The 20,133-nt window shown below is 69.3% G+C and carries 16 protein-coding genes, 2 rRNA genes and 1 riboswitch (1 of these 19 cut by a window edge); of the genes, 14 read left to right on the top strand and 4 right to left on the bottom strand.

The window, feature by feature from the left end:
- The 12 genes from LNW72_RS07590 to LNW72_RS07535 form a co-directional block, all read left to right on the top strand.
- Window positions 1–1,040, top strand: a 23S ribosomal RNA gene (locus tag LNW72_RS07590); it begins 2,084 nt to the left of the window's first position.
- A gap of 78 nt (window positions 1,041–1,118) precedes the next feature.
- Window positions 1,119–1,234: ribosomal RNA gene (gene rrf, locus LNW72_RS07585) — 5S ribosomal RNA — on the top strand.
- Window positions 1,235–1,343: 109 nt separating this feature from the next.
- A complete protein-coding gene (locus LNW72_RS07580) occupies window positions 1,344–1,952 on the top strand; it encodes a CDP-alcohol phosphatidyltransferase family protein (protein WP_250974693.1) in 609 nt (202 codons plus the stop codon).
- 23 nt (window positions 1,953–1,975) lie between these two features.
- Entirely contained in the window at window positions 1,976–4,471 is a 2,496-nt protein-coding gene (locus LNW72_RS07575) for a mannose-1-phosphate guanyltransferase (protein ID WP_250974692.1), read from the top strand.
- A gap of 63 nt (window positions 4,472–4,534) precedes the next feature.
- The gene (locus tag LNW72_RS07570) at window positions 4,535–5,476 is read left to right on the top strand and encodes a DUF881 domain-containing protein (protein ID WP_250974691.1); all 942 of its coding nucleotides are present in this window, start codon (window positions 4,535–4,537) and stop codon (window positions 5,474–5,476) included.
- Entirely contained in the window at window positions 5,473–5,805 is a 333-nt protein-coding gene (locus LNW72_RS07565) for a small basic family protein (protein ID WP_030364457.1), read from the top strand. Before LNW72_RS07570 ends, LNW72_RS07565 begins: the two co-directional genes overlap by 4 nt.
- A gap of 7 nt (window positions 5,806–5,812) precedes the next feature.
- Window positions 5,813–6,745, top strand: a complete 933-nt coding sequence (locus LNW72_RS07560; RefSeq protein WP_250974690.1) for a DUF881 domain-containing protein — start codon at window positions 5,813–5,815, stop codon at window positions 6,743–6,745.
- Between the two features lie 64 nt (window positions 6,746–6,809).
- Complete coding sequence (locus LNW72_RS07555) at window positions 6,810–7,709, top strand: FHA domain-containing protein (protein WP_250980049.1); 900 nt, start codon at window positions 6,810–6,812, stop codon at window positions 7,707–7,709.
- Window positions 7,710–7,777: 68 nt separating this feature from the next.
- A complete protein-coding gene (locus tag LNW72_RS07550) occupies window positions 7,778–8,515 on the top strand; it encodes a MerR family transcriptional regulator (RefSeq protein WP_250974689.1) in 738 nt (245 codons plus the stop codon).
- 81 nt (window positions 8,516–8,596) lie between these two features.
- On the top strand, window positions 8,597–9,070 hold the full coding sequence (locus tag LNW72_RS07545) for a bifunctional nuclease family protein (RefSeq protein ID WP_031518684.1): 474 nt from the start codon (window positions 8,597–8,599) through the stop codon (window positions 9,068–9,070).
- Between the two features lie 192 nt (window positions 9,071–9,262).
- Window positions 9,263–9,871: a MerR family transcriptional regulator gene (locus LNW72_RS07540; protein ID WP_138357393.1), complete on the top strand. Its 609-nt coding sequence runs from the start codon at window positions 9,263–9,265 to the stop codon at window positions 9,869–9,871.
- Window positions 9,872–9,928: 57 nt separating this feature from the next.
- A complete protein-coding gene (locus LNW72_RS07535; protein ID WP_250974688.1) occupies window positions 9,929–11,296 on the top strand; it encodes a DNA polymerase IV in 1,368 nt (455 codons plus the stop codon).
- A 36-nt stretch (window positions 11,297–11,332) separates the two neighbouring features.
- On the opposite strand, the gene LNW72_RS07530 is transcribed toward LNW72_RS07535, so the two are convergent.
- Window positions 11,333–11,761: a PRC-barrel domain-containing protein gene (locus LNW72_RS07530; protein WP_250974687.1), complete on the bottom strand. Its 429-nt coding sequence runs from the start codon at window positions 11,759–11,761 to the stop codon at window positions 11,333–11,335.
- 74 nt (window positions 11,762–11,835) lie between these two features.
- A riboswitch (glycine riboswitch) is annotated at window positions 11,836–11,933 on the top strand.
- 188 nt (window positions 11,934–12,121) lie between these two features.
- Between LNW72_RS07530 and gcvP the strand changes: the two genes are divergently transcribed.
- Window positions 12,122–15,007: an aminomethyl-transferring glycine dehydrogenase gene (gcvP, locus tag LNW72_RS07525; protein WP_250974686.1), complete on the top strand. Its 2,886-nt coding sequence runs from the start codon at window positions 12,122–12,124 to the stop codon at window positions 15,005–15,007.
- Window positions 15,008–15,107: 100 nt separating this feature from the next.
- On the opposite strand, the gene LNW72_RS07520 is transcribed toward gcvP, so the two are convergent.
- Window positions 15,108–15,314: a DUF5999 family protein gene (locus LNW72_RS07520; protein WP_250974685.1), complete on the bottom strand. Its 207-nt coding sequence runs from the start codon at window positions 15,312–15,314 to the stop codon at window positions 15,108–15,110.
- A 305-nt stretch (window positions 15,315–15,619) separates the two neighbouring features.
- On the bottom strand, window positions 15,620–16,207 hold the full coding sequence (locus tag LNW72_RS07515) for a hypothetical protein (RefSeq protein WP_250974684.1): 588 nt from the start codon (window positions 16,205–16,207) through the stop codon (window positions 15,620–15,622).
- A 470-nt stretch (window positions 16,208–16,677) separates the two neighbouring features.
- Here LNW72_RS07515 and LNW72_RS07510 point away from each other — a divergent pair, with 470 nt between their 5' ends.
- A complete protein-coding gene (locus LNW72_RS07510) occupies window positions 16,678–18,171 on the top strand; it encodes a glutamate--cysteine ligase (RefSeq protein ID WP_250974683.1) in 1,494 nt (497 codons plus the stop codon).
- Between the two features lie 127 nt (window positions 18,172–18,298).
- Here the strand turns inward: LNW72_RS07510 and LNW72_RS07505 are convergent, their stop codons facing one another.
- A complete protein-coding gene (locus LNW72_RS07505) occupies window positions 18,299–20,089 on the bottom strand; it encodes a VWA domain-containing protein (protein WP_250974682.1) in 1,791 nt (596 codons plus the stop codon).
- Window positions 20,090–20,133: the final 44 nt, after the last annotated feature.

Genomic DNA, 20,133 nt, shown 5'->3' with positions numbered 1-20,133 from the left:
CATTTCGGTGTGGCGAAGCTGAGAACTTAAGCGCCAGTAAACGGCGGTGGTAACTATAACCATCCTAAGGTAGCGAAATTCCTTGTCGGGTAAGTTCCGACCTGCACGAATGGCGTAACGACTTCTCGACTGTCTCAACCATAGGCCCGGTGAAATTGCACTACGAGTAAAGATGCTCGTTTCGCGCAGCAGGACGGAAAGACCCCGGGACCTTTACTATAGCTTGATATTGGTGTTCGGTTCGGCTTGTGTAGGATAGGTGGGAGACTGTGAAGTCATGGCGCCAGCCATGGTGGAGTCGTCGTTGAAATACCACTCTGGTCGTGCTGGATGTCTAACCTCGGTCCGTGATCCGGATCAGGGACAGTGTCTGGTGGGTAGTTTAACTGGGGCGGTTGCCTCCTAAAGAGTAACGGAGGCGCCCAAAGGTTCCCTCAGCCTGGTTGGCAATCAGGTGTTGAGTGTAAGTGCACAAGGGAGCTTGACTGTGAGACTGACGGGTCGAGCAGGGACGAAAGTCGGGACTAGTGATCCGGCGGTGGCTTGTGGAAGCGCCGTCGCTCAACGGATAAAAGGTACCCCGGGGATAACAGGCTGATCTTCCCCAAGAGTCCATATCGACGGGATGGTTTGGCACCTCGATGTCGGCTCGTCGCATCCTGGGGCTGGAGTCGGTCCCAAGGGTTGGGCTGTTCGCCCATTAAAGCGGTACGCGAGCTGGGTTTAGAACGTCGTGAGACAGTTCGGTCCCTATCCGCTGCGCGCGTAGGAATATTGAGAAGGGCTGTCCCTAGTACGAGAGGACCGGGACGGACGAACCTCTGGTGTGCCAGTTGTCCTGCCAAGGGCACGGCTGGTTGGCTACGTTCGGAAAGGATAACCGCTGAAAGCATCTAAGCGGGAAGCCTGCTTCGAGATGAGTATTCCCACCCCCTTTGAGGGGTTAAGGCTCCCAGTAGACGACTGGGTTGATAGGCCAGATGTGGAAGCCCGGTAACGGGTGGAGCTGACTGGTACTAATAGGCCGAGGGCTTGTCTAACTATTTTTGCTTCGCGTCCACTGTGTAGTTCTGAAGTAACGAACCGTGATAACACCCGGTTGGTTAACTTCATAGTGTTTCGGTGGTCATAGCGTTAGGGAAACGCCCGGTTACATTCCGAACCCGGAAGCTAAGCCTTTCAGCGCCGATGGTACTGCAGGGGGACCCTGTGGGAGAGTAGGACGCCGCCGAACAATCATTACGAGGCCTGGCCTCGGATCTTCGATCCGAGGCCAGGCCTTTTTGTCGTCTGGGGTAGGGTCGGGTGGAATCATCGGCACGTACATACAGGAGGGGCCCCCGGTGGAGGTCCAGGAGACACGGGTGCAAACGGATCGGATCTTCACGATCCCCAACATCCTGAGTATGGCTCGCCTGGTGGGCGTTCCGGTGTTCCTGTGGCTGATCCTGTGGCCCGAGTTCGGTGGGCCGAAGGCCGACGGCTGGGCGCTGCTGGTACTCGCGCTCAGCGGTATCAGTGACTATCTGGACGGCAAGCTCGCGCGGCGGTGGAACCAGGTCAGCAATCTCGGCCGGCTCCTCGACCCGGCCGCGGACCGGCTGTTCGTACTGTCCACCCTGATCGGGCTCACCTGGAGGGACATCCTCCCCTTGTGGCTGCCGTTGCTCCTGCTGGCCAGGGAGGTGATGATGGGGGTAATGCTCCTGATCCTCCGGCGGCACGGATACGGACCGCCGCAGGTGAACTTCGTGGGCAAGGCCGCCACCTTCAACCTGATGTACGCCTTCCCGCTGTTGTTGCTGAGTGATGGCAGCGGATGGCTCGCCACGCTGGCCGCAACGTGCGGATGGGCGTTCGCCGGATGGGGTACAACTCTGTACTGGTGGGCAGGGATCCTCTATGTAGTGCAGGTCCGCAGACTTGTGCGGATGGACGCCACGGCTGATTGAGCCGCAAGGAGGACTTTTCCGACATGAAGGCCGTCGTGATGGCCGGCGGCGAAGGCACGCGCCTTCGCCCAATGACCTCGAGTATGCCCAAGCCCCTGCTGCCGGTTGCGAACCGGCCGATCATGCAGCACGTGCTGACGCTGCTCAAGCGGCACGGTCTCACCGAGACCGTGGTGACCGTGCAGTTCCTCGCATCCCTCGTCAAGAATTACTTCGGGGACGGCGAAGAACTTGGCATGGAGCTCACGTACGCCAATGAGGAAAAGCCACTCGGGACAGCCGGGAGTGTGAAGAACGCCGAAGAGGCGCTCAAGGACGACTCCTTCCTTGTGATTTCTGGCGATGCGCTCACGGACTTCGACCTCACCGAGCTCATCGAATTCCACAAGGAAAAGGGCGCACTTGTCACCGTATGCCTGACGCGGGTGCCGAACCCGCTGGAGTTCGGCATCACGATCGTGGACGAAGAGGGCAAGGTCGAACGCTTCCTGGAGAAGCCGACCTGGGGCCAGGTCTTCTCCGACACCGTCAATACGGGCATCTACGTCATGGAGCCCGAAGTCTTCGACTACGTGGCAGCCGACACGTCCGTCGACTGGTCGAGCGATGTCTTCCCGCAGTTGATGAAGGAAGGCAAGCCGGTCTACGGCTTCATCGCCGAGGGCTACTGGGAAGACGTCGGCACGCACGAGAGCTACATCAAGGCGCAGGCGGACGTCCTCGAGGGCAAGGTCGATGTCGATCTCGACGGATTCGAGATCTCGCCGGGCGTCTGGGTGGCCGAGGGTGCCGAGGTCAGCCCCGACGCGGTACTGCGCGGACCCCTGTACATCGGGGACTACGCGAAGGTCGAGGCCGGTGCGGAGATCCGCGAGCACACGGTCATCGGCTCGAACGTCGTCGTCAAGTCCGGTGCGTTCCTGCACAAGGCCGTGATTCACGACAACGTCTACGTCGGCCAGGGAACGAACCTGCGCGGCTGTGTGGTCGGCAAGAACACCGACATCATGCGGGCGGCGCGGATCGACGACGGTGCGGTGATCGGCGATGAATGCCTGATCGGCGAGGAGTCGATCATCGCGGGCAACGTCCGCGTCTATCCGTTCAAGACCATCGAGGCCGGCGCGTTCGTCAACACCTCGGTCATCTGGGAATCGCGGGGCCAGGCGCATCTTTTCGGTGCGCGCGGTGTCTCGGGAATCCTGAACGTGGAGATCACCCCGGAACTGGTCGTACGGCTCGCCGGTGCCTACGCCACCACGCTGAAGAAGGGGTCCACGGTCACCACGGCCCGCGACCACTCCCGTGGTGCGCGAGCGCTGAAGCGCGCGGTGATCTCGGCCCTGCAGACCAGCGCCATCGACGTCCGGGACCTGGAGAACGTCCCGCTGCCGGTGGCCAGGCAGCAGACGGCGCGCGGCAGCGCCGGCGGCATCATGATCCGCACGACCCCCGGCACCCCGGACTCCGTCGACATCATGTTCTTCGACGAGCGCGGCGCGGACCTGTCGGCGGGCGGGCAGCGCAAGCTGGACCGGGTCTTCGCCCGCCAGGAGTACCGCCGTGCCTTCCCCGGTGAGATCGGTGACCTGCGCTTCCCGTCGAGCGTCTTCGACTCCTATACCGGTTCGCTGCTGCGGGCCGTCGACACCTCGGGTGTCGCGGAGTCGGGGATGAAGGTCGTCGTGGACGCGGCGAACGGCAGCGCGGGACTGGTGCTGCCGAGCCTGCTCGGACGGCTGGGCGTCGACGCGTTCACCATCAACCCCGGGCTGAACGAGGCCCGGCCGACGGAGACCGCGGACGAGCGCCGGTCCGGGCTGGTGCGGCTGGGCGAGATCGTCGCCTCGGCCCGCGCGGCCTTCGGCGTCCGGTTCGACCCGGTCGGTGAGCGGCTGTCGCTGGTGGACGAGCGCGGCAGGATCGTCGAGGACGACCGGGCGCTGCTGGTGATGCTGGACCTGGTCGCGGCCGAGCGGCGCAGCGGACGGGTGGGACTGCCGGTCACCACGACCCGTATCGCCGAGCAGGTGGCGGCGTACCACGGCACACAGGTGGCGTGGACGACGACCTCGCCCGACGACCTCACGCGGGTCGGCCGGGCGGAGAGCACGATCTTCGGCGGCGACGGCCGGGGCGGCTTCATCATCCCCGAGTTCAGCAGCGTCTTCGACGGGTCGGCGGCGTTCGTGCGGCTGATCGGCCTGGTGGCCCGTACCCAGCTCACGCTCAGCCAGATCGACGCCCGGATCCCGCGCGCCCATGTGCTGCGGCGCGATGTGGCGACTCCGTGGGCGGTCAAGGGGCTCGTGATGCGGAGCGTGGTCGAGGCCGCGGGCGACCGGTCGGTGGACACCACCGACGGTGTCCGGGTCGTGGAGTCCGACGGCCGCTGGGTGATGGTCCTGCCCGACCCCGCGGAAGCGGTCACGCATCTGTGGGCGGAAGGTCCGGACGACGCGTCCGCCCAGGAGCTGCTCGACGAGTGGTCGGCGATCGTGGAGGGCGCGGGTCACTGATTCCGGGCCCGAACGGCGCGCCGTAAGGGGGCCGTTCGAGTGGAGCGGCCCCGACGTGCAACGATGTGCGGCATGCCGCAGCAGCACCAGGATGGGAGCAGCCCCAGCCCGAAGGCCCCGCCACGGCGCCCCGACGCCTCGATGTCGCTGCTGACCAACGTGATGGATCACAGCCTCGACGACGGCTACGCGGAGGCGGCGGAGCGTCGTGGCGTGGTGGGCAGCTCACGGCTGCCCACCACGCTGCGGGCCAAGCTGGGGCTCGCCGTGGGGCTGGTGCTGGCCGCCCTGGTCGTCACCCTCGGGGCCGCGCAGGCGAACGTCGCGGCGCCCACGGTGGCGCTGGAGCGCCAGAAGCTCATCGAGCGCATCCAGTCCGGCACGAGCTCCGCGGACGGTCTGCAGAAGAACGTGGACCAGCTGCGTGACGAGGTCGACGCGAAGCAGCGCGCCGCCCTGGGCGACCAGGGCGGCGGCAGCACCGCCCTGGTGGCGCTGGAGGCTGGCGCCACGCCCGTCAAGGGTCCCGGGGTGAAGCTGGTCGTCGACGACGCCAAGGAGGCGTCGACGGGGAACGGCGGCGGGCCGCGGGAGAGCAACGGATTCTCCGACACCGGGCGGGTGCGCGACCGCGACATGCAGCGGATCGTCAACGGACTGTGGGCGTCGGGGGCCGAGGCGATCTCCGTCAACGGCCAGCGTCTGACGGCGCTGTCGGCGATTCGCGCCGCCGGTGACGCCATACTGGTCGACAACAAGCCGCTGGCGCCCCCGTACACGGTGCTGGCGATCGGGGACGGTCAGCGGCTCAGCACGGCCTTCCAGGAGAGCGCGGACGGGCAGTATCTGCACGTACTGCAGCAGAGCTACGGGATTCGCGCGAGCATCTCCGCGGAGGACGAGGTGCGGTTGCCGGCCGCCCCCAGTCTGATCGTGCGCTACGCCAAGCCGGTGCCCGGCAACACCAAGGCGGACGCCGCCAGAACAGGGAAGGGTACGAAGTGATCGCCGTACTGGGCCTCGTCGTGGGAGTCGTGGTCGGACTCGTGGTCCGCCCCGTCGTGCCGACAGTGGTCGAGCCCTATCTCCCGATCGCCGTGGTCGCCGCGCTCGACGCCGTCTTCGGCGGTCTGCGGGCGATGCTCGACGGGATCTTCGACGACAAGGTGTTCGTCGTCTCCTTCCTCTCCAACGTGGTGGTGGCCGCGCTGATCGTGTTCCTCGGGGACAAGCTCGGTGTCGGCGCGCAGCTGTCCACGGGTGTGGTCGTGGTCCTGGGTATCCGGATCTTCTCCAACGCGGCCGCCATCCGCCGCCACGTCTTCCGGGCGTGACCGCCGTATGAGCGACGAAGAACTCCCCGAGCGCCCCGTGACGCCCGAGAGCGGCGGCGTTCCCGAGAGCGCCGGGGCACCGGAGCGCGCCGAGACCCCGGGGCACTCCGGTGCCCCCGAGCCGGACGACGCGCCCGCGCGGCCCGGCAAGGCCCTGCCCCCCGAGGCGCCCGCCGCCCGGGTGCCGGACCCCGGGCCCGCGAAGCAGCCGGCATCAGGTGAGACCGGGCGGCAGCGGCTGCTGGCGGGGCTGTGGCCGCCGCGGCTGTCCCGGGCGCAGCTCATCGTCGCGCTGCTGCTGTTCGTGCTGGGTCTCGGGCTGGCCATCCAGGTGCGCTCCACCAGTGACAGCGGGGCCCTGCGGGGCGCCCGTCAGGAGGACCTGGTGCGCATCCTGACCGAGCTCGACAACCGGACGCAGCGGCTCCAGGACGAGAAGCGCCGGCTGGAGACCCAGCGCTCCGAGCTGGAGACCAGCTCCAACCAGGCCGAGGAGGCCCGTAAGCAGACCGAGCAGAAGGCGCAGCAGCTCGGTGTGCTCGCCGGTACGGTCGCCGCGCAGGGACCGGGCATCAATCTGACGATCGCGGACCCCAAGGGCGGCCTGGAGGCCGACAAGCTGCTGGACACCCTCCAGGAGCTGCGGGCGGCGGGTGCCGAGGCGATCCAGATCAACGACGTACGGGTCGTGGCCGACACATACTTCACCCAGGGTGCCGACGGGATCGAGATCGACGGGCACAAAGTCGTCCAGCCCTACCGGTTCAAGGTCATCGGAAATCCGCAGGACCTGGAGCCGGCGCTCAATATTCCCGGCGGAGTGGTGCAGACTTTGAAGAAGGAGCAGGCCACGGCGGATGTCGTCCGTTCTGAGAAGATCGTCGTGGATGCCTTGCGGCCATCGAAGCAGCCTGACTACGCTCGGTCGTCATCACAGTGACGCGGGGGGTCGGAACTTCGTCGGGGTGGTCCGTGTTGGAAACTGTGTGTAGCGAGGGTTCGTCCTGCCCCACGGGCGGGTCTGTTTCGGTCAAGGGGAATCGCCCGTGAAGTTGTTTGGGAAGTTGTTCGGCAAGAGCGCGCGGCAGGCCAAGCAGGCCGGTGATCCCGCTACCGCGCGTCATCGTGCCCCGCGCCACGGGCAGGAGGACGGCCCGGGCGAGGAGCGGCCGCTGTTCCGCAATGAGCCCGCCGGGGCGTACGGCGACATTTCGGGCGGACAAGGTGTGGCGTCTGTTGACCCTGCCACCTCCGGCCGCATAGGTTTCGGGGAACCATCAACCTCAAGTACGGGTGGAGGGTTTCCCTCCGGTCCGTACGCTTCGAACGTCCCCGCGGGCGATCCGCGGCAGGAGGCTCAGTCCATGACGGCCTTGCCGGTATGCACCAGGTGCGGGCACACCAACGCGGAGGCGAGTCGCTTCTGCTCCAACTGTGGTGCGCCGCTGCGTGCCGGAGCTCCGTCCGAACGGCCGTCGGAGACCACGTCCACGATCTCGATCTCGGGGCTGGAGGCCTACGAGGCCGAGGCGACCGGTCAGACCGTGACGCCGTCGCTGTCCCCGGAGGCCCAGGCCGCCGTGGACGCGCTGCCGATCGGTTCCGCCCTGCTGGTGGTGCGCCGCGGCCCGAACTCGGGCAGCCGCTTCCTCCTGGACGGCGAACTGACCACGGCCGGCCGTCACCCGCAGAGCGACATCTTCCTGGACGACGTCACCGTCTCGCGCCGCCACGTGGAGTTCCGCCGGGCGGCCGACGGCGGCTTCACGGTCTCGGACGTGGGCAGCCTCAACGGCACGTATGTCAACCGGGAGCGGATCGACTCCGTGTCCCTGGCCAATGGCGACGAGGTCCAGATCGGCAAGTACCGACTGGTCTTCTACGCCAGCCAGCGCGGCATCTGAATCCCCCGGACTCCGTCCGGGGGGACCCCCGCAGACTTCGTCCGGGGGGACCTCTTCAGGGAAGGTCCATGCTAAGAACACCGTCAGGCGGTGCCGGAATCGGCACCGCCACCGCGGACGGCCGGCTGCTCAGCATCGGGGCCGTGCTGACCCACCTGCAGGACGAGTTCCCCGAGGTCACCATCTCCAAGATCCGTTTCCTGGAGGCGGAGGGCCTGGTGGAGCCGCAGCGCACTCCTTCGGGCTATCGGAAGTTCGCGATGCGCGATGTGGAGCGGCTGGGCCATGTGCTGCGGATGCAGCGGGACCACTATCTGCCGCTGCGCGTGATCCGGGAGCATCTGGACGCGCTCGACCGGGGCGAGCAGATTCCGCTGCCGGGGCCGGGCGAGGCACGGGAGCTACCGGACGGCACGGCCGGTTCCGAAGGGTCCGGCGAGCTGCGGATCGGGCGGGAGGCCCTGCTGGCCGCCACCGGCGCGGAGCAGGCCGACCTGGACCAGTGGGAGTCCTACGGCCTGGTGGAAGCCGGTCGTGACGGCGGTTACGACGCCGAAGCGGTGAACATCGGGAAGCTGATCGTCGACATGGGCCGCTTCGGGCTCGAACCGCGCCATCTGCGCGCGGTGAAGGCCGCGGCCGACCGGGAGGTCGGCCTGGTGGAGCAGGTGGTCGCCCCGCTGCGGCGGCACCGCAACCCGCAGACCCGGACGCATGCCGAGGCGACCGCCCGGGAACTGGCCGCACTGTCGGTCCGGCTGCACGCCGCCATGGTCCAGTCCGCCCTTCGCCTGCGGCTCTTCTGAGAAGCTGTGCGATACCTGTCAAGTCCGCCGTGCGGGATGCTCGACTACCCAAACCGGCCGGGCACGTCCTAGGGTTACTGTGTGAACGAGCTCGACGTCGTGGGTGTCCGGGTCGAAATGCCCTCCAATCAACCGATCGTGCTCCTGCGCGAAGTGGGAGGCGACCGGTATCTACCCATCTGGATCGGGCCTGGGGAAGCCACGGCCATCGCTTTCGCGCAGCAGGGCATGACGCCTGCTCGCCCGCTGACCCATGATTTGTTCAAGGATGTGCTCGAAGCGGTCGGACAGACGCTCACCGAAGTGCGCATCACCGATCTGCGCGAAGGTGTCTTCTACGCCGAGCTGGTCTTCGCCAGCGGCGTCGAGGTCAGTGCCCGCCCGTCCGACGCCATAGCGCTGGCCCTGCGCACCGGAACGCCGATCTACGGCAGCGACGGCGTGCTGGACGACGCGGGGATCGCCATCCCGGACGAGCAGGAGGACGAGGTCGAGAAGTTCCGCGAATTCCTGGACCAGATCTCGCCAGAGGACTTCGGCACGAGCAACCAGTAGCGGGCCTTTTTGGCCCATCCGGCTAGCCGTTCCCCGTTCGGGGGCACGCGAAACCACTCTTGGGGTTGATATCACTCGGCGTGCCGAGTGTGGCGATCGTTGACGCACCCCGGGTGACTGCCTACCGTCGAGATGGAAAGTCCCGTTGGCACGTGCACGTGCCGGCCGGGACGCGAAGGGACGGAGGGCGGCGTGAGAAGCACCGGCGACGGTATGGCCACGGGCGGCCCGTATCCCACCCGCGGGGCCTTGGCCCGGCAGCCCGCACCGGCCGGCGGTGCGGTGGCCGGCGCGGCGGAGCCCGAGACCGAGACGGTGGGGTACCGGGGGCCGACGGCGTGCGCGGCGACCGGCATCACCTACCGCCAGCTGGACTACTGGGCGCGTACCGGCCTGGTCGAGCCGAGCGTCCGGGCAGCCTACGGAACAGGCGCACAGCGCCTCTACGGCTTCCGGGACGTGGTCGTCCTCAAGATCGTCAAGCGGCTGCTGGACACCGGGGTCTCCCTCCAGAACATCCGCACCGCCGTACGCCACCTGCGCACCACCGCACCCGCCGAGCTCACCCGGATGACCCTGATGAGCGACGGCGCCACCGTCTACGAGTGCACCTCGCCCGATGAGGTCGTCGACCTGCTCCAGGGCGGTCAGGGCGTCTTCGGGATCGCCGTGGGAGTGGTGTGGCGCGACGTCGAGAGCTCCCTGTCGCAGCTGCACGGCGAGCGGGTGGACACCGGCGAGACGCTGGCCGGCCACAACCCCTCCGACGAGCTGGCACGACGCCGCAACCGCGTGGGGTGAACCGTTCGCCGTACGTCCGTACGGTGAATGTCAGTGCCGTGCGGGAGCATCGGTGATGTGAGAACCGCTCCGACGATCCTGCACCTGGACATGGACGCGTTCTACGCCGCGGTGGAACAGGCCTCCAAGCCGAGCCTGCGGGGCAAGCCGGTCGTGGTCGGCGGTCTCGGACCGCGCGGCGTCGTCGCGACCGCGTCCTACGAGGCACGTGTCCACGGCGTCCATTCGGCGATGGCCATGGCGCACGCACGGCGGCTGGCCCCCAACGCCGCCTACCTCATTCCCCGCTTCGACCTGTACCGGCGGGTCAGCGAGACCGTGATGGGGATCCTCGGAGAGCTGTCACCCCTGGTGGAGCCGCTCAGCCTGGACGAGGCCTTCGTGGACCTGGAGGCGGGCGGGACGACCGAGGCCCCCCGGCGGGTGGCGGAGCGGGTGCGGGCGCGGATCAGGGCCGCCACGGGGCTGACGGCCTCGGTGGGGCTCGCGGGCTCCAAGCTGCTGGCCAAGATCGCCTCCGAGCAGGGCAAGCCGAACGGCCTGGTGGTGGTCGAGCCCGGCACCGAGCGGGCGCTGCTGGACCCGATGCCGGTCCGGGTGCTGCCGGGCGTCGGGCCCGCCACCGGTGAGCATCTGCGCCGCGCCGGGATCGGCACGGTCGGCGAGGTGGCGCTGGCCGGGGAGTCCGAGCTGGTGCAGCTGCTCGGCAAGGCGCACGGCGCCTCGCTCTACGCCATGGCCCTGGGCCTGGACAGCCGGCCCGTGGTCGCGGACCGCGACGCGAAGTCCGTCTCGGTGGAGGACACCTTCGACGTGGACCTCACCGACCGGGTCCGGGTGCGCTCGGAGCTCGACCGGCTCGCGGACCGCTGTGTGCGGCGGCTGCGGGAGGCCGGGCGGTCGGGCCGGACGGTGGTGATCAAGGTGCGGAGCTACGACTTCAGCACCCTGACCCGCTCCGAGACCCTGCGGGCGCCCACGGACGACCCCGGAGTGGTGCGGGAGACCGCGCGGCGGCTGCTGGAGGCCGTCGACACGGCCAACGGCGTCCGGCTGCTGGGCGTGGGTGTCACCGGGCTCGCCGACTTCACGCAGGAGGACCTGTTCGCCCAGGCGGCCGAGCTGGAGGCCGAGCTCGCCGCGGAGGCCGCCGCGGTGCGGGCGGCGGAGCTGGCGGAGCGGGAGGCGGCGGATCCGGAGGGCCGGCCGGCGCCGGCGGCGGAGCCCGCGCGAGCCGTGCGGTGGATGCCGGGGCAGGACGTGCGGCACACGGAATTCGGCGCCGGGTGGGTGCAGGGGAGTGGCGTGGGACGGGTGACCGTGCGCTTCGAGGAGCCGACGGACTGCGTACCGGGCCGGGTGCGGACGTTCGCGGTGGAGGATCCGGAACTGGAAGCGGCCGAACCGCTGCCGCTGGTGCCCTGACCTGGGCATCTTGGGCACCCGATCACATCCGGCCGATCAGTCCTCGCCGGCCAGCCGGCCGAAGTCGTGATCGCCGGGGCCGGGGGCCTCCGTCCCCGCGGACGGGACGTCCATGCCGTAGTGGTGGTAGAGCTGGATCTCCTGCTCGGGGGAGAGATGGCGGCCGACGCCGAAGTCGGGGGCGTCCTTGATGAGGGCCTTGGGGAAGGGGACCCGCAGCTGCCCGTCCACCACCTCGCTCGGCTCCAGCGGTACGAACGCGTCACGGCTGAACAGCCCGGTGCGGACCGCGGCCCACTCCGGCTGACCGGTCGCGTCATCGAGATACACCTCGTCGACCGTGCCGATCTTCGCCCCGTCGCTGTCCAGGGCCCGGCGGCCGATCAGGCTGCGGGGGTCGATATCGGTCTGCACGGTCCCTCCAACAGATCGGTGCTGCTCTGCTAGACCAACCAAAGGCCACATTGGGGACGGTGTCGACTCGAGGGATCCACGAGGAATCCGCCCCCATCCCCGCTGGTAGGCTGAATGGCGGCTGCAGACCCCATGCGGGAGAGTCCTCCGAGATCGTGTCGGGGGCGCCGAAGGAGCAAATCCTCCCCGGAATCTCTCAGGCAACCGGTACCGCATGGATGAGGTCACTCTGGAAAGCAGGGCGGGCACCGGGCATGAGTCATGCGCGGGACCCGGCCTCACCGACGGTGAAAGTCGTGCTTTAGGCAGCACGGTGAAGCTCTCAGGTTGTGATGACAGAGGGGGAGGCCGTTCGGGTGCCCGCGCCGCGGCACCCCTCGCAGGTCGTGTCAGACCAGGAGGCCTCCGTAGATGACTGCCCACCGCATCCCACTCTCCGAGCTCGAGAGCGGCATCCCGTTCGAACAGCGCCACATCGGCCCCGACGGCGGTGCCCAGGCCAAGATGCTGGCTCACGTCGGTTACGGCTCCTTGGACGAGCTCACGGCCGCCGCCGTGCCCGACACCATCAAGAGCGTCGAGGCGCTGCGGCTCCCCGCGGGACGCACCGAGGCCGCGGTACTGGCCGAGCTGCGTGACCTCGCGGACCGCAACCAGGTGCTGGCGCCGATGATCGGCCTGGGCTACTACGGGACGTTCACCCCGCCCGTCATCCTGCGCAATGTGATGGAGAACCCCGCCTGGTACACGGCGTACACGCCGTACCAGCCGGAGATCTCGCAGGGCCGGCTCGAGGCGCTGCTGAACTTCCAGACGGTCGTCGCCGACCTCACCGGGCTGCCGACCTCCGGGGCCTCGCTCCTGGACGAGGGCACCGCCGCCGCCGAGGCCATGTCGCTGGCCCGCCGGGTCGGCAAGGTGAAGCAGGGCGTGTTCCTGGTCGACGCGGACTGCTTCCCGCAGACCATCGCGGTGATCGAGACCCGCGCCGAGCCGACCGGCGTCGAGGTCGTGGTCGCCGACCTGACCGACGGCATCCCGGACGAGGTCGCCGAGCGCGGCGTCTTCGGTGTGCTCCTGCAGTACCCCGGCGCCTCCGGCGCGGTACGCGACCTCAAGCCGGTCATCGAGCGGGCGCACGAGCTGGGCGCGATCGTGACGGTCTCCGCCGACCTGCTCGCCCTGACGCTGCTCACCTCGCCCGGTGAGCTCGGCGCGGACATCGCGGTGGGCACCACCCAGCGCTTCGGCGTCCCGATGGCCTTCGGCGGCCCGCACGCCGGCTACATGGCCGTGCGCGAGAAGTTCGCCCGCAGCCTGCCCGGCCGCCTCGTCGGCGTCTCCGTCGACGCGGACGGCAACAAGGCGTACCGGCTGGCCCTGCAGACCCGTGAGCAGCACATCCGCCGGGAGAAGGCCACCAGCAACATCTGCACCGCCCAGGTGCTGCTCGCCGTCATGGCGGGCATGTACGCGGTCTACCACGGCCCGGACGGGCTGGCCCAGATCGCCCGGCGCACCCACCGCTACGCCGCCATCCTGGCCGAGGGCCTGCGGGCCGGCGGCGTCGAGGTCGTGCACGGCGGGTACTTCGACACCGTGACCGTCCGGGTGCCCGGCCGCGCCGCCGAGGTGGCCGCCGCGGCCCGCGCCGCGGGCGTCAACCTGTGGGAGCGGGACGCGGACCTGCTCGGCATCTCCTGCGACGAGACCACCGGCCGTGAGCAGCTGGCCGCGGTGTGGGGTGCCTTCGGGGTGACCGGTGACATCGAGGCGCTCGACGCCGCCGTCCCGGACGCGCTGCCCGCCGGCCTGCTGCGCGACGACACGTACCTGGCGCACCCGGTCTTCCACCAGCACCGTTCCGAGACCGCGATGCTGCGCTACCTGCGCCGCCTCTCGGACCGTGACTATGCGCTCGACCGCGGCATGATCCCGCTGGGCTCGTGCACGATGAAGCTCAACGCCACCACCGAGATGGAACCGGTCACCTGGCCCGAGTTCGCCGGGCTGCACCCTTTCGCGCCGGCGGAGCAGGCCGAGGGCTACCTCACGCTGATCCACCAGCTGGAGGACCAGCTCGCCGAGGTCACCGGCTACGACAAGGTCAGCATCCAGCCCAACGCCGGATCACAGGGCGAGCTGGCCGGGCTGCTCGCGGTGCGCGCCTACCACCGCGCCAACGGTGACACGCAGCGCACGGTCTGCCTGATCCCGTCCTCCGCGCACGGCACCAACGCGGCGAGCGCCGTGATGGCCGGCATGAAGGTCGTCGTGGTCAAGACCCTCGACGACGGCGACGTGGACATCGACGACCTGCACGCCAAGATCGAGCTGCACCGCGCCGAGCTGGCCGTCCTGATGGTCACCTACCCGTCCACGCACGGCGTGTTCGAGGAGAACATCACCGACATCTGCGCGACGGTGCACGAGGCCGGCGGTCAGGTGTACGTGGACGGTGCCAACCTCAACGCGCTGGTCGGTCTGGCCAAGCCCGGCAAGTTCGGCGCGGACGTCTCGCACCTGAACCTGCACAAGACCTTCTGCATCCCGCACGGCGGCGGCGGTCCCGGCGTCGGGCCGGTCGCGGTCCGCGCGCACCTGGCCCCGTACCTGCCCAACCACCCGCTGCAGCCGACCGCCGGACCCGCCACGGGCATCGGCCCGGTCTCGGCGGCGCCGTGGGGCTCGGCCGGCATCCTGCCGATCTCCTGGGCGTACGTACGCCTCATGGGCGGCGAGGGGCTGCGGCGCGCCACCCAGGTCGCGGTGCTCGGTGCGAACTACGTGGCCAAGCGGCTCGAGCCGCACTACCCGGTGCTCTACACGGGCCCGAACGGTCTGGTCGCGCACGAGTGCATCATCGATCTGCGGCCGCTGACCAAGGAGACGGGCGTCTCGGTGGACGACATCGCCAAGCGCCTGATCGACTACGGCTTCCACGCGCCGACGATGTCGTTCCCGGTGGCCGGCACGCTGATGATCGAGCCGACGGAGAGCGAGGACCTGGCGGAGCTGGACCGGTTCTGCGAGGCGATGATCGCCATTCGCCGGGAGGTCGACAAGGTCGGCTCCGGTCAGTGGCCGGTGGAGGACAACCCGCTGCGCAACGCCCCGCACACCGCGGCGTCGCTGGGCGGGGAGTGGAACCGGCCGTACTCCCGCGACGAGGCGGTGTTCCCGGCCGGCGTGTCGGCCGCGGACAAGTACTGGCCGCCGGTCCGGCGCATCGACGGCGCCTTCGGTGACCGGAACCTGGTGTGCTCGTGCCCGCCGCTCGACGAGTACGACGCGTAGTACCCGCGTCGGGGTCGTCTCCCCCGACCTCCGGTCGGGGGTGCTCCCAACGTCCGCCGATACTGTCCGGGCCCCGCTGCTGTCCGCGGGGTCCGGCGGTTCAGGCGGCCGTGGCGATCTGTTCGGTACCCAGCGGCCGGTGCGGGGCGATGATCTGCCCGTCGGGCAGCAGCTCGCCGGTGTCCTCGAAGAGCAGGACGCCGTTGCACAGCAGACTCCAGCCCTGCTCCGGGTGGTGGGCCACGATGAGGGCGGCCTCCCGGTCGGAGCACTCGGCGGTGGGGCACTGCGGCTGGTGCTGGCACATGGAAGGTGTCTTTCGCTGCTGTAGAGGAGTCGTGCGGTCGGATTGGCCTGATACCTGGTTCATAACCGCCCCCGTTCGTTCGGTCGGTCCCAGTGTTGCCCCACGGAGCGGAATCCGCAGGGATTTCGCGCGAGCTGTTCCTGCTAGGTGAGGACGCGTCACCCGACCGGGCGGTTGCCCTCACAGTGCGTGCCTTTCCGGGTGGTGCAGATGACCGATCCGGGCTACGCCGTCACGGTACGCACATGACAACGCCCCCGTGACCCAAGGGTCACGGGGGCGTCCGCCCGCCGTCCGGCAGCGCGTCAGACAGCAGACCCCAGAAGAGGTGCGGGTGCCAGTCGCAGCGTGAGGACCGGCACCAGATCGGACAGCCGGTGCAGCCGGTGGGCGGCGATCCCCGGCGGCGCCGGTGCGAGCGGCACCAGCAGATCGGCCGGGGCGGGCTGGGCGGAGCCGGCTTCGGCCGAGATGTCGCTGTGCAGCCAGAGCGCCAGCATGTACAGCCCGGGCACGGACAGCAGATGCGGCTGGTAGGCGGTCGAGAGTGCTTCCGCCTGCCGCAGGGCGCGTTCGGTGGAGGCCAGGTACGGGCCCTCCGAGAAGTGCGAGAACGCCCATCCGTCCGGGGTGCGGACGGTCTCGCCCGCCGCCGCGACACGGTCGCCCGCGCGGATGTGGAAGCGCCATCCGGTGAGCCGGGCGTGCGGCAGCCCGTGGCCCGAGGCGGCCGGCTCGAAGACATGCACCGGCAGCGGGTGCTCGGGGATGAGCGGGCCCTCGGCCGAGCGCAGCGCCGGCGTACGCGCCTCCAGAACGGCGGTGGGCGAACTCAGGGCGGCGAGGACACTCCGAAGGGCGGGTGCGGGTACAGCGGGGACATGCAGCGGCATGGTGGGTTGCCTCTCAGTCGGAGACACGGTGGTGCTGGGCGGGTGCGGACGGCACTGTCAGCGGTGCGACGAGATGAGGGGGTTCCTGCGCAGGCTACGTCCGACGGATCGCGGAGTCTCTGCCTTGTGCGCGAAGTTTATACGACCTGTGTTCACGCAGTGTTTCGGCTAGCTGTCGCGGGCATTGCAGGCAAGAAGGTAATAGGCCTACCTCGCCAGATATTTCCTCCGCATTTGCGCCGGAGTACGCTCCCGCGAACTGCACATTCCCCTGCCGCTGCGGACGGCCGGATCTCGTCGGTGTTTGTCACGAGGGGTACCCCTCATGCCAAGGTTAGCGCGACCATGCCGGGGGAATGTGCCGGAGTGACATTCCGGCAGCTTAGCTTCTGCTCGGCGCCGCCGGACCGTTATCGATCTTATGGGCTGGGCATCATCGTCACACGGCCCACTCGAGGAGGGACACTCCGATGGGGGAGAAGGTCGTAGCCGCCGGGTTCGACCTGTCCGACCGGCAGCGGTACCGGATGAAGCTTCGCCAGTGTCTCATGGGACTGGAGCGACTGCTGGACGAGAAGAGGTTCGACCGGCCCAGGAATCTCATGGGACTTGAGCTGGAGTTGAATCTCGCTGATTCGGCGGGTCTGCCGCTGATGATGAATGAAGAGGTGCTGGAGCGGATCGCCAGCACTGATTTCCAGACGGAACTGGCGCAGTTCAATATTGAAGTGAACATCGCCCCTCATCATCTTTCCGGGCGGGTGCTCGACCGGCTCGCGGAAGAGCTGCGCATCGGGCTGGGATACGCGGACCGCAAGGCCCGCGAAGTCGGTGCGCACATCGTCATGGTGGGTATTCTGCCGACCTTGAGCGCACAGGATCTGGTGGGTGCGAACCTGTCCAGGGCGGACCGGTACACGCTGCTCAACGACCGGATACTGGCCGCCCGCGGCGAGGACATCACCCTGGACATCGCGGGGGTGGAGCATCTGCTCTACACCTCGGGATCCATCGCGCCGGAAGCGGCCTGCACCTCCATGCAGATGCATCTGCAGGTGACTCCCGCCCGGTTCGCCGCGGTCTGGAACGCGGCGCAGGTGCTGAGCGGACCGCAGGTCGCGGTGGGCGCCAACTCGCCGTTCCTGTTCGGCAGGGAGCTGTGGCGGGAGACCAGGCCGCCGCTGTTCCAGCAGGCCACCGACACCCGCCCGCAGGAACTGCGGGCGCAGGGCGTACGCCCGCTCACCTGGTTCGGGGAGCGCTGGATCGACTCGGCGTACGACCTGTTCGAGGAGAACCTGCGGTACTTCCCGCCACTGCTGCCGATCTGCGACGACGAGGACCCGCTGGCGACCCTCGACGCCGGGACCGTGCCGCGGCTCAAGGAACTCACCCTGCAGAACGGCACCGTCTACCGCTGGAACCGCCCGGTGTACGCCGTGGTGGACGGCGTCCCGCATCTGCGGGTGGAGAACCGGGTGCTGCCGGCGGGACCCACCGTCGCCGATGTCATCGCCAACACGGCCTTCTACTACGGGCTGGTGCGGGCGCTGGCCGAGGCGCCCCGCCAGGTCTGGCAGCGGCTGCCGTTCGGCGCCGCGGCGGCGAACTTCGACGCCGCCTGCCGGCACGGCATCGGCGCCGTCATGCACTGGCCGCGGCCGGGGCGCGGCGGCGGGCTCGTGGAGCTGCCCGCCACGGAGCTGGTGCTGGAGGAGCTGCTGCCGCTGGCGTCGGCCGGGCTCGACGCCTGGGGCATCGAGCCCGTCGACCGCGACCGCTACCTGGGCATCATCGAGGCCCGCTGCCGGCTGCGCACCAACGGCGCCGAATGGCAGTCGGCGGTGTTCCACCGGGCGCTGGAGCGCGGCCTCGACCGGCGGGCCGCGCTGGTGTCGATGACGCTGCGCTACTGCGAGCTGATGCACTCCGGCGAGCCGGTGCACACCTGGCCGGTGAGCTGACCGGGATCCCGGCCGGCCCACCGGCCCCGGAGGACGTCGCCGGCTCCCTGCGGCGGCCCCCGGCGGGCGTCGACAGCCGGCGGTGTCCTCCGGAGGGGCGTCAGCCACTGGCGGCCTCCCGGGGGCGTCAGCCGGTGGCGGCCGCCGCGCTGGCCGCGGCCGCCACCACGGCCTTGAACAGCACCGCCTGGATCTGCGCGGGATCCGTCACCCGGTACGCCCCGCCGCCGGTGGCCCTGGCCATCCGGTCGCACGCGGCCTTGTCGGCGTCGGGGCCGACCGCGATGACGATGAGCGGAACGGGGTGGGTGGGGTCGCCCAGCGCCTTCAGTTTGGCGGTGAGGGCGTCGAGGGAGATGCTCCCCGGGTCCTCGTTCGCGCCGTCGGTGAGGACGACGACCGTGTTGAACTTGCCCGCGGCGAACGACTTCCTGGCGTCCTGGTACACCGCCAGTGTCGTGTCGTAGAGGCCGGTCGCACCGCCTTCGACGGGCTGCAGGGCGCCGAACGCGCCGGTCAGCCGGTCCCGCTGGGTGGTGCCCTGGGCGGTGCGTACGCCCAGCCGGGCCGTCTCGACGATCTTCTGGTAGTCGCGGGAGCCGTCGAGCCGGGTGGAGAACCGCCACAGGCCCACCTCGTCCTCGGGCGTGAACTGCGTCAGCGCCTGCAGCAGCGACGCCTTGGTGACGTCCAGCCGGGTCTTGCCCTCGGTGCCGGGCACCGGTGCGGCCATCGACCCGGAGACGTCGACGACCGTGGTGATCCGGGCGCTCTGCACGGTGATCTGCCACATGACGCGCAGCTGCTGCAGCGCCTGTCCCGTCGGTGCGGGTACCGGCTCCGCGCCGACCGGCTGCGGCTCCTGGCCGCCGGCGGCGACCACCAGCGCCGGTTCGGGGGCACCGGTCGCCGGCCGGAAACCACGGGCGGACAGCAGCCGCACGCTCTCGTCGCTGCCGAGCAGTGACATGAAGCGCGACACGGCCCGGGACTGGTCGGTGGAGAGCGTGTCGTCGTCCAGCGCCGCGTACGGGTAGTCCAGATCGACGGTGCCGTCCTTGGGATAGAACAGCTTCAGGCCGGGCCGGCCGTCGCCCGCGGTGTTGCGGACGAACGCCGCCTGTTCCGAGATCACCAGCGCCTGGTTGCGCTGCGGGTTCTGCAGTTCGGCCGTGCTGCCGTCGTTGGGCAGGGTGGCCATGATCTGCGCGTCGCCCGGGGCGGTGTACTGCGCCAGCATCTTCGCCGCGGCGGCCGACTCGGTGTCCACGTCACCGCCCCTGCGGCCGATCGACGACGTGATCATCGTGAACCCCAGCAGACCGGTCGCGCTGCGCGCGGGATCCGCGGTGCCGAGGCGGAAGTTGCTCTTCTCCCCGGCGGCCGTGGTCAAATCGGCCCAGGTGTACGCCTTGGCGGGCCAGCCCAGGCCTTTGGCCTGCGCCTGCAGCGTGCCGACGACGACAGGGGAGCGGGCGATGCTGGTCATCGAGGACAACGGGGTGCCGCGGCCGCCGATGGTCACCTGGTCGAGCCAGACGCTGGAGTCCGGGATCCAGACCTGGAAGCCGGGGTGCGTCGGGGCCTTGCCGAGGGCGTCCGCCACCTCGGCCGAGGCACGCGATGTCACGGTGACGTCGAGGCAGCGCCCGTCGGTCTTCACACCGGTGGCCCTGGCCTGTTGGGCGATGGTGGTGAGGGCGGGCGCGATGTCGGGCGAGGCGGCGACGGCGATCTTGACCACGCCCTCCGCGCAGTGCCCGCTCAGCGGCAGCAGGCCGCCGCGCAGCACGACGAAGGTACCGGCCCCCAGCGCCAGGACGAAGCTGGTGGTGACCGCTATGGTGCGGCGGCGTACCCGTGGGCGCGGCGCTCCGCCGGCCTCCCGGGGCTCAACTGGAATGCGGTGACGTCCCATGGCTGTTGCGTCTCTCCTGAGGGGTGCTCCGGCCTGTCGCGCGC

The organism is Streptomyces sp. RKAG293, from assembly GCF_023701745.1.
GTDB lineage: Bacteria > Actinomycetota > Actinomycetes > Streptomycetales > Streptomycetaceae > Actinacidiphila.
This window is presented reverse-complemented; position numbering and strand designations above follow the sequence as displayed.

Bases quoted from the DNA above. Each gene is read 5' to 3' on its own strand.
- LNW72_RS07575 (WP_250974692.1), top strand. From the start codon at position 1,976: ATGAAGGCCGTCGTGATGGCCGGCGGCGAAGGCACGCGCCTTCGCCCA.
- LNW72_RS07570 (WP_250974691.1), top strand. From the start codon at position 4,535: ATGTGCGGCATGCCGCAGCAGCACCAGGATGGGAGCAGCCCCAGCCCG.
- LNW72_RS07560 (WP_250974690.1), top strand. From the start codon at position 5,813: ATGAGCGACGAAGAACTCCCCGAGCGCCCCGTGACGCCCGAGAGCGGC.
- LNW72_RS07550 (WP_250974689.1), top strand. From the start codon at position 7,778: ATGCTAAGAACACCGTCAGGCGGTGCCGGAATCGGCACCGCCACCGCG.
- LNW72_RS07530 (WP_250974687.1), bottom strand. From the start codon at position 11,761: ATGTGGCCTTTGGTTGGTCTAGCAGAGCAGCACCGATCTGTTGGAGGG.
- gcvP (WP_250974686.1), top strand. From the start codon at position 12,122: ATGACTGCCCACCGCATCCCACTCTCCGAGCTCGAGAGCGGCATCCCG.
- LNW72_RS07520 (WP_250974685.1), bottom strand. From the start codon at position 15,314: ATGTGCCAGCACCAGCCGCAGTGCCCCACCGCCGAGTGCTCCGACCGG.
- LNW72_RS07515 (WP_250974684.1), bottom strand. From the start codon at position 16,207: ATGCCGCTGCATGTCCCCGCTGTACCCGCACCCGCCCTTCGGAGTGTC.
- LNW72_RS07510 (WP_250974683.1), top strand. From the start codon at position 16,678: ATGGGGGAGAAGGTCGTAGCCGCCGGGTTCGACCTGTCCGACCGGCAG.
- LNW72_RS07505 (WP_250974682.1), bottom strand. From the start codon at position 20,089: ATGGGACGTCACCGCATTCCAGTTGAGCCCCGGGAGGCCGGCGGAGCG.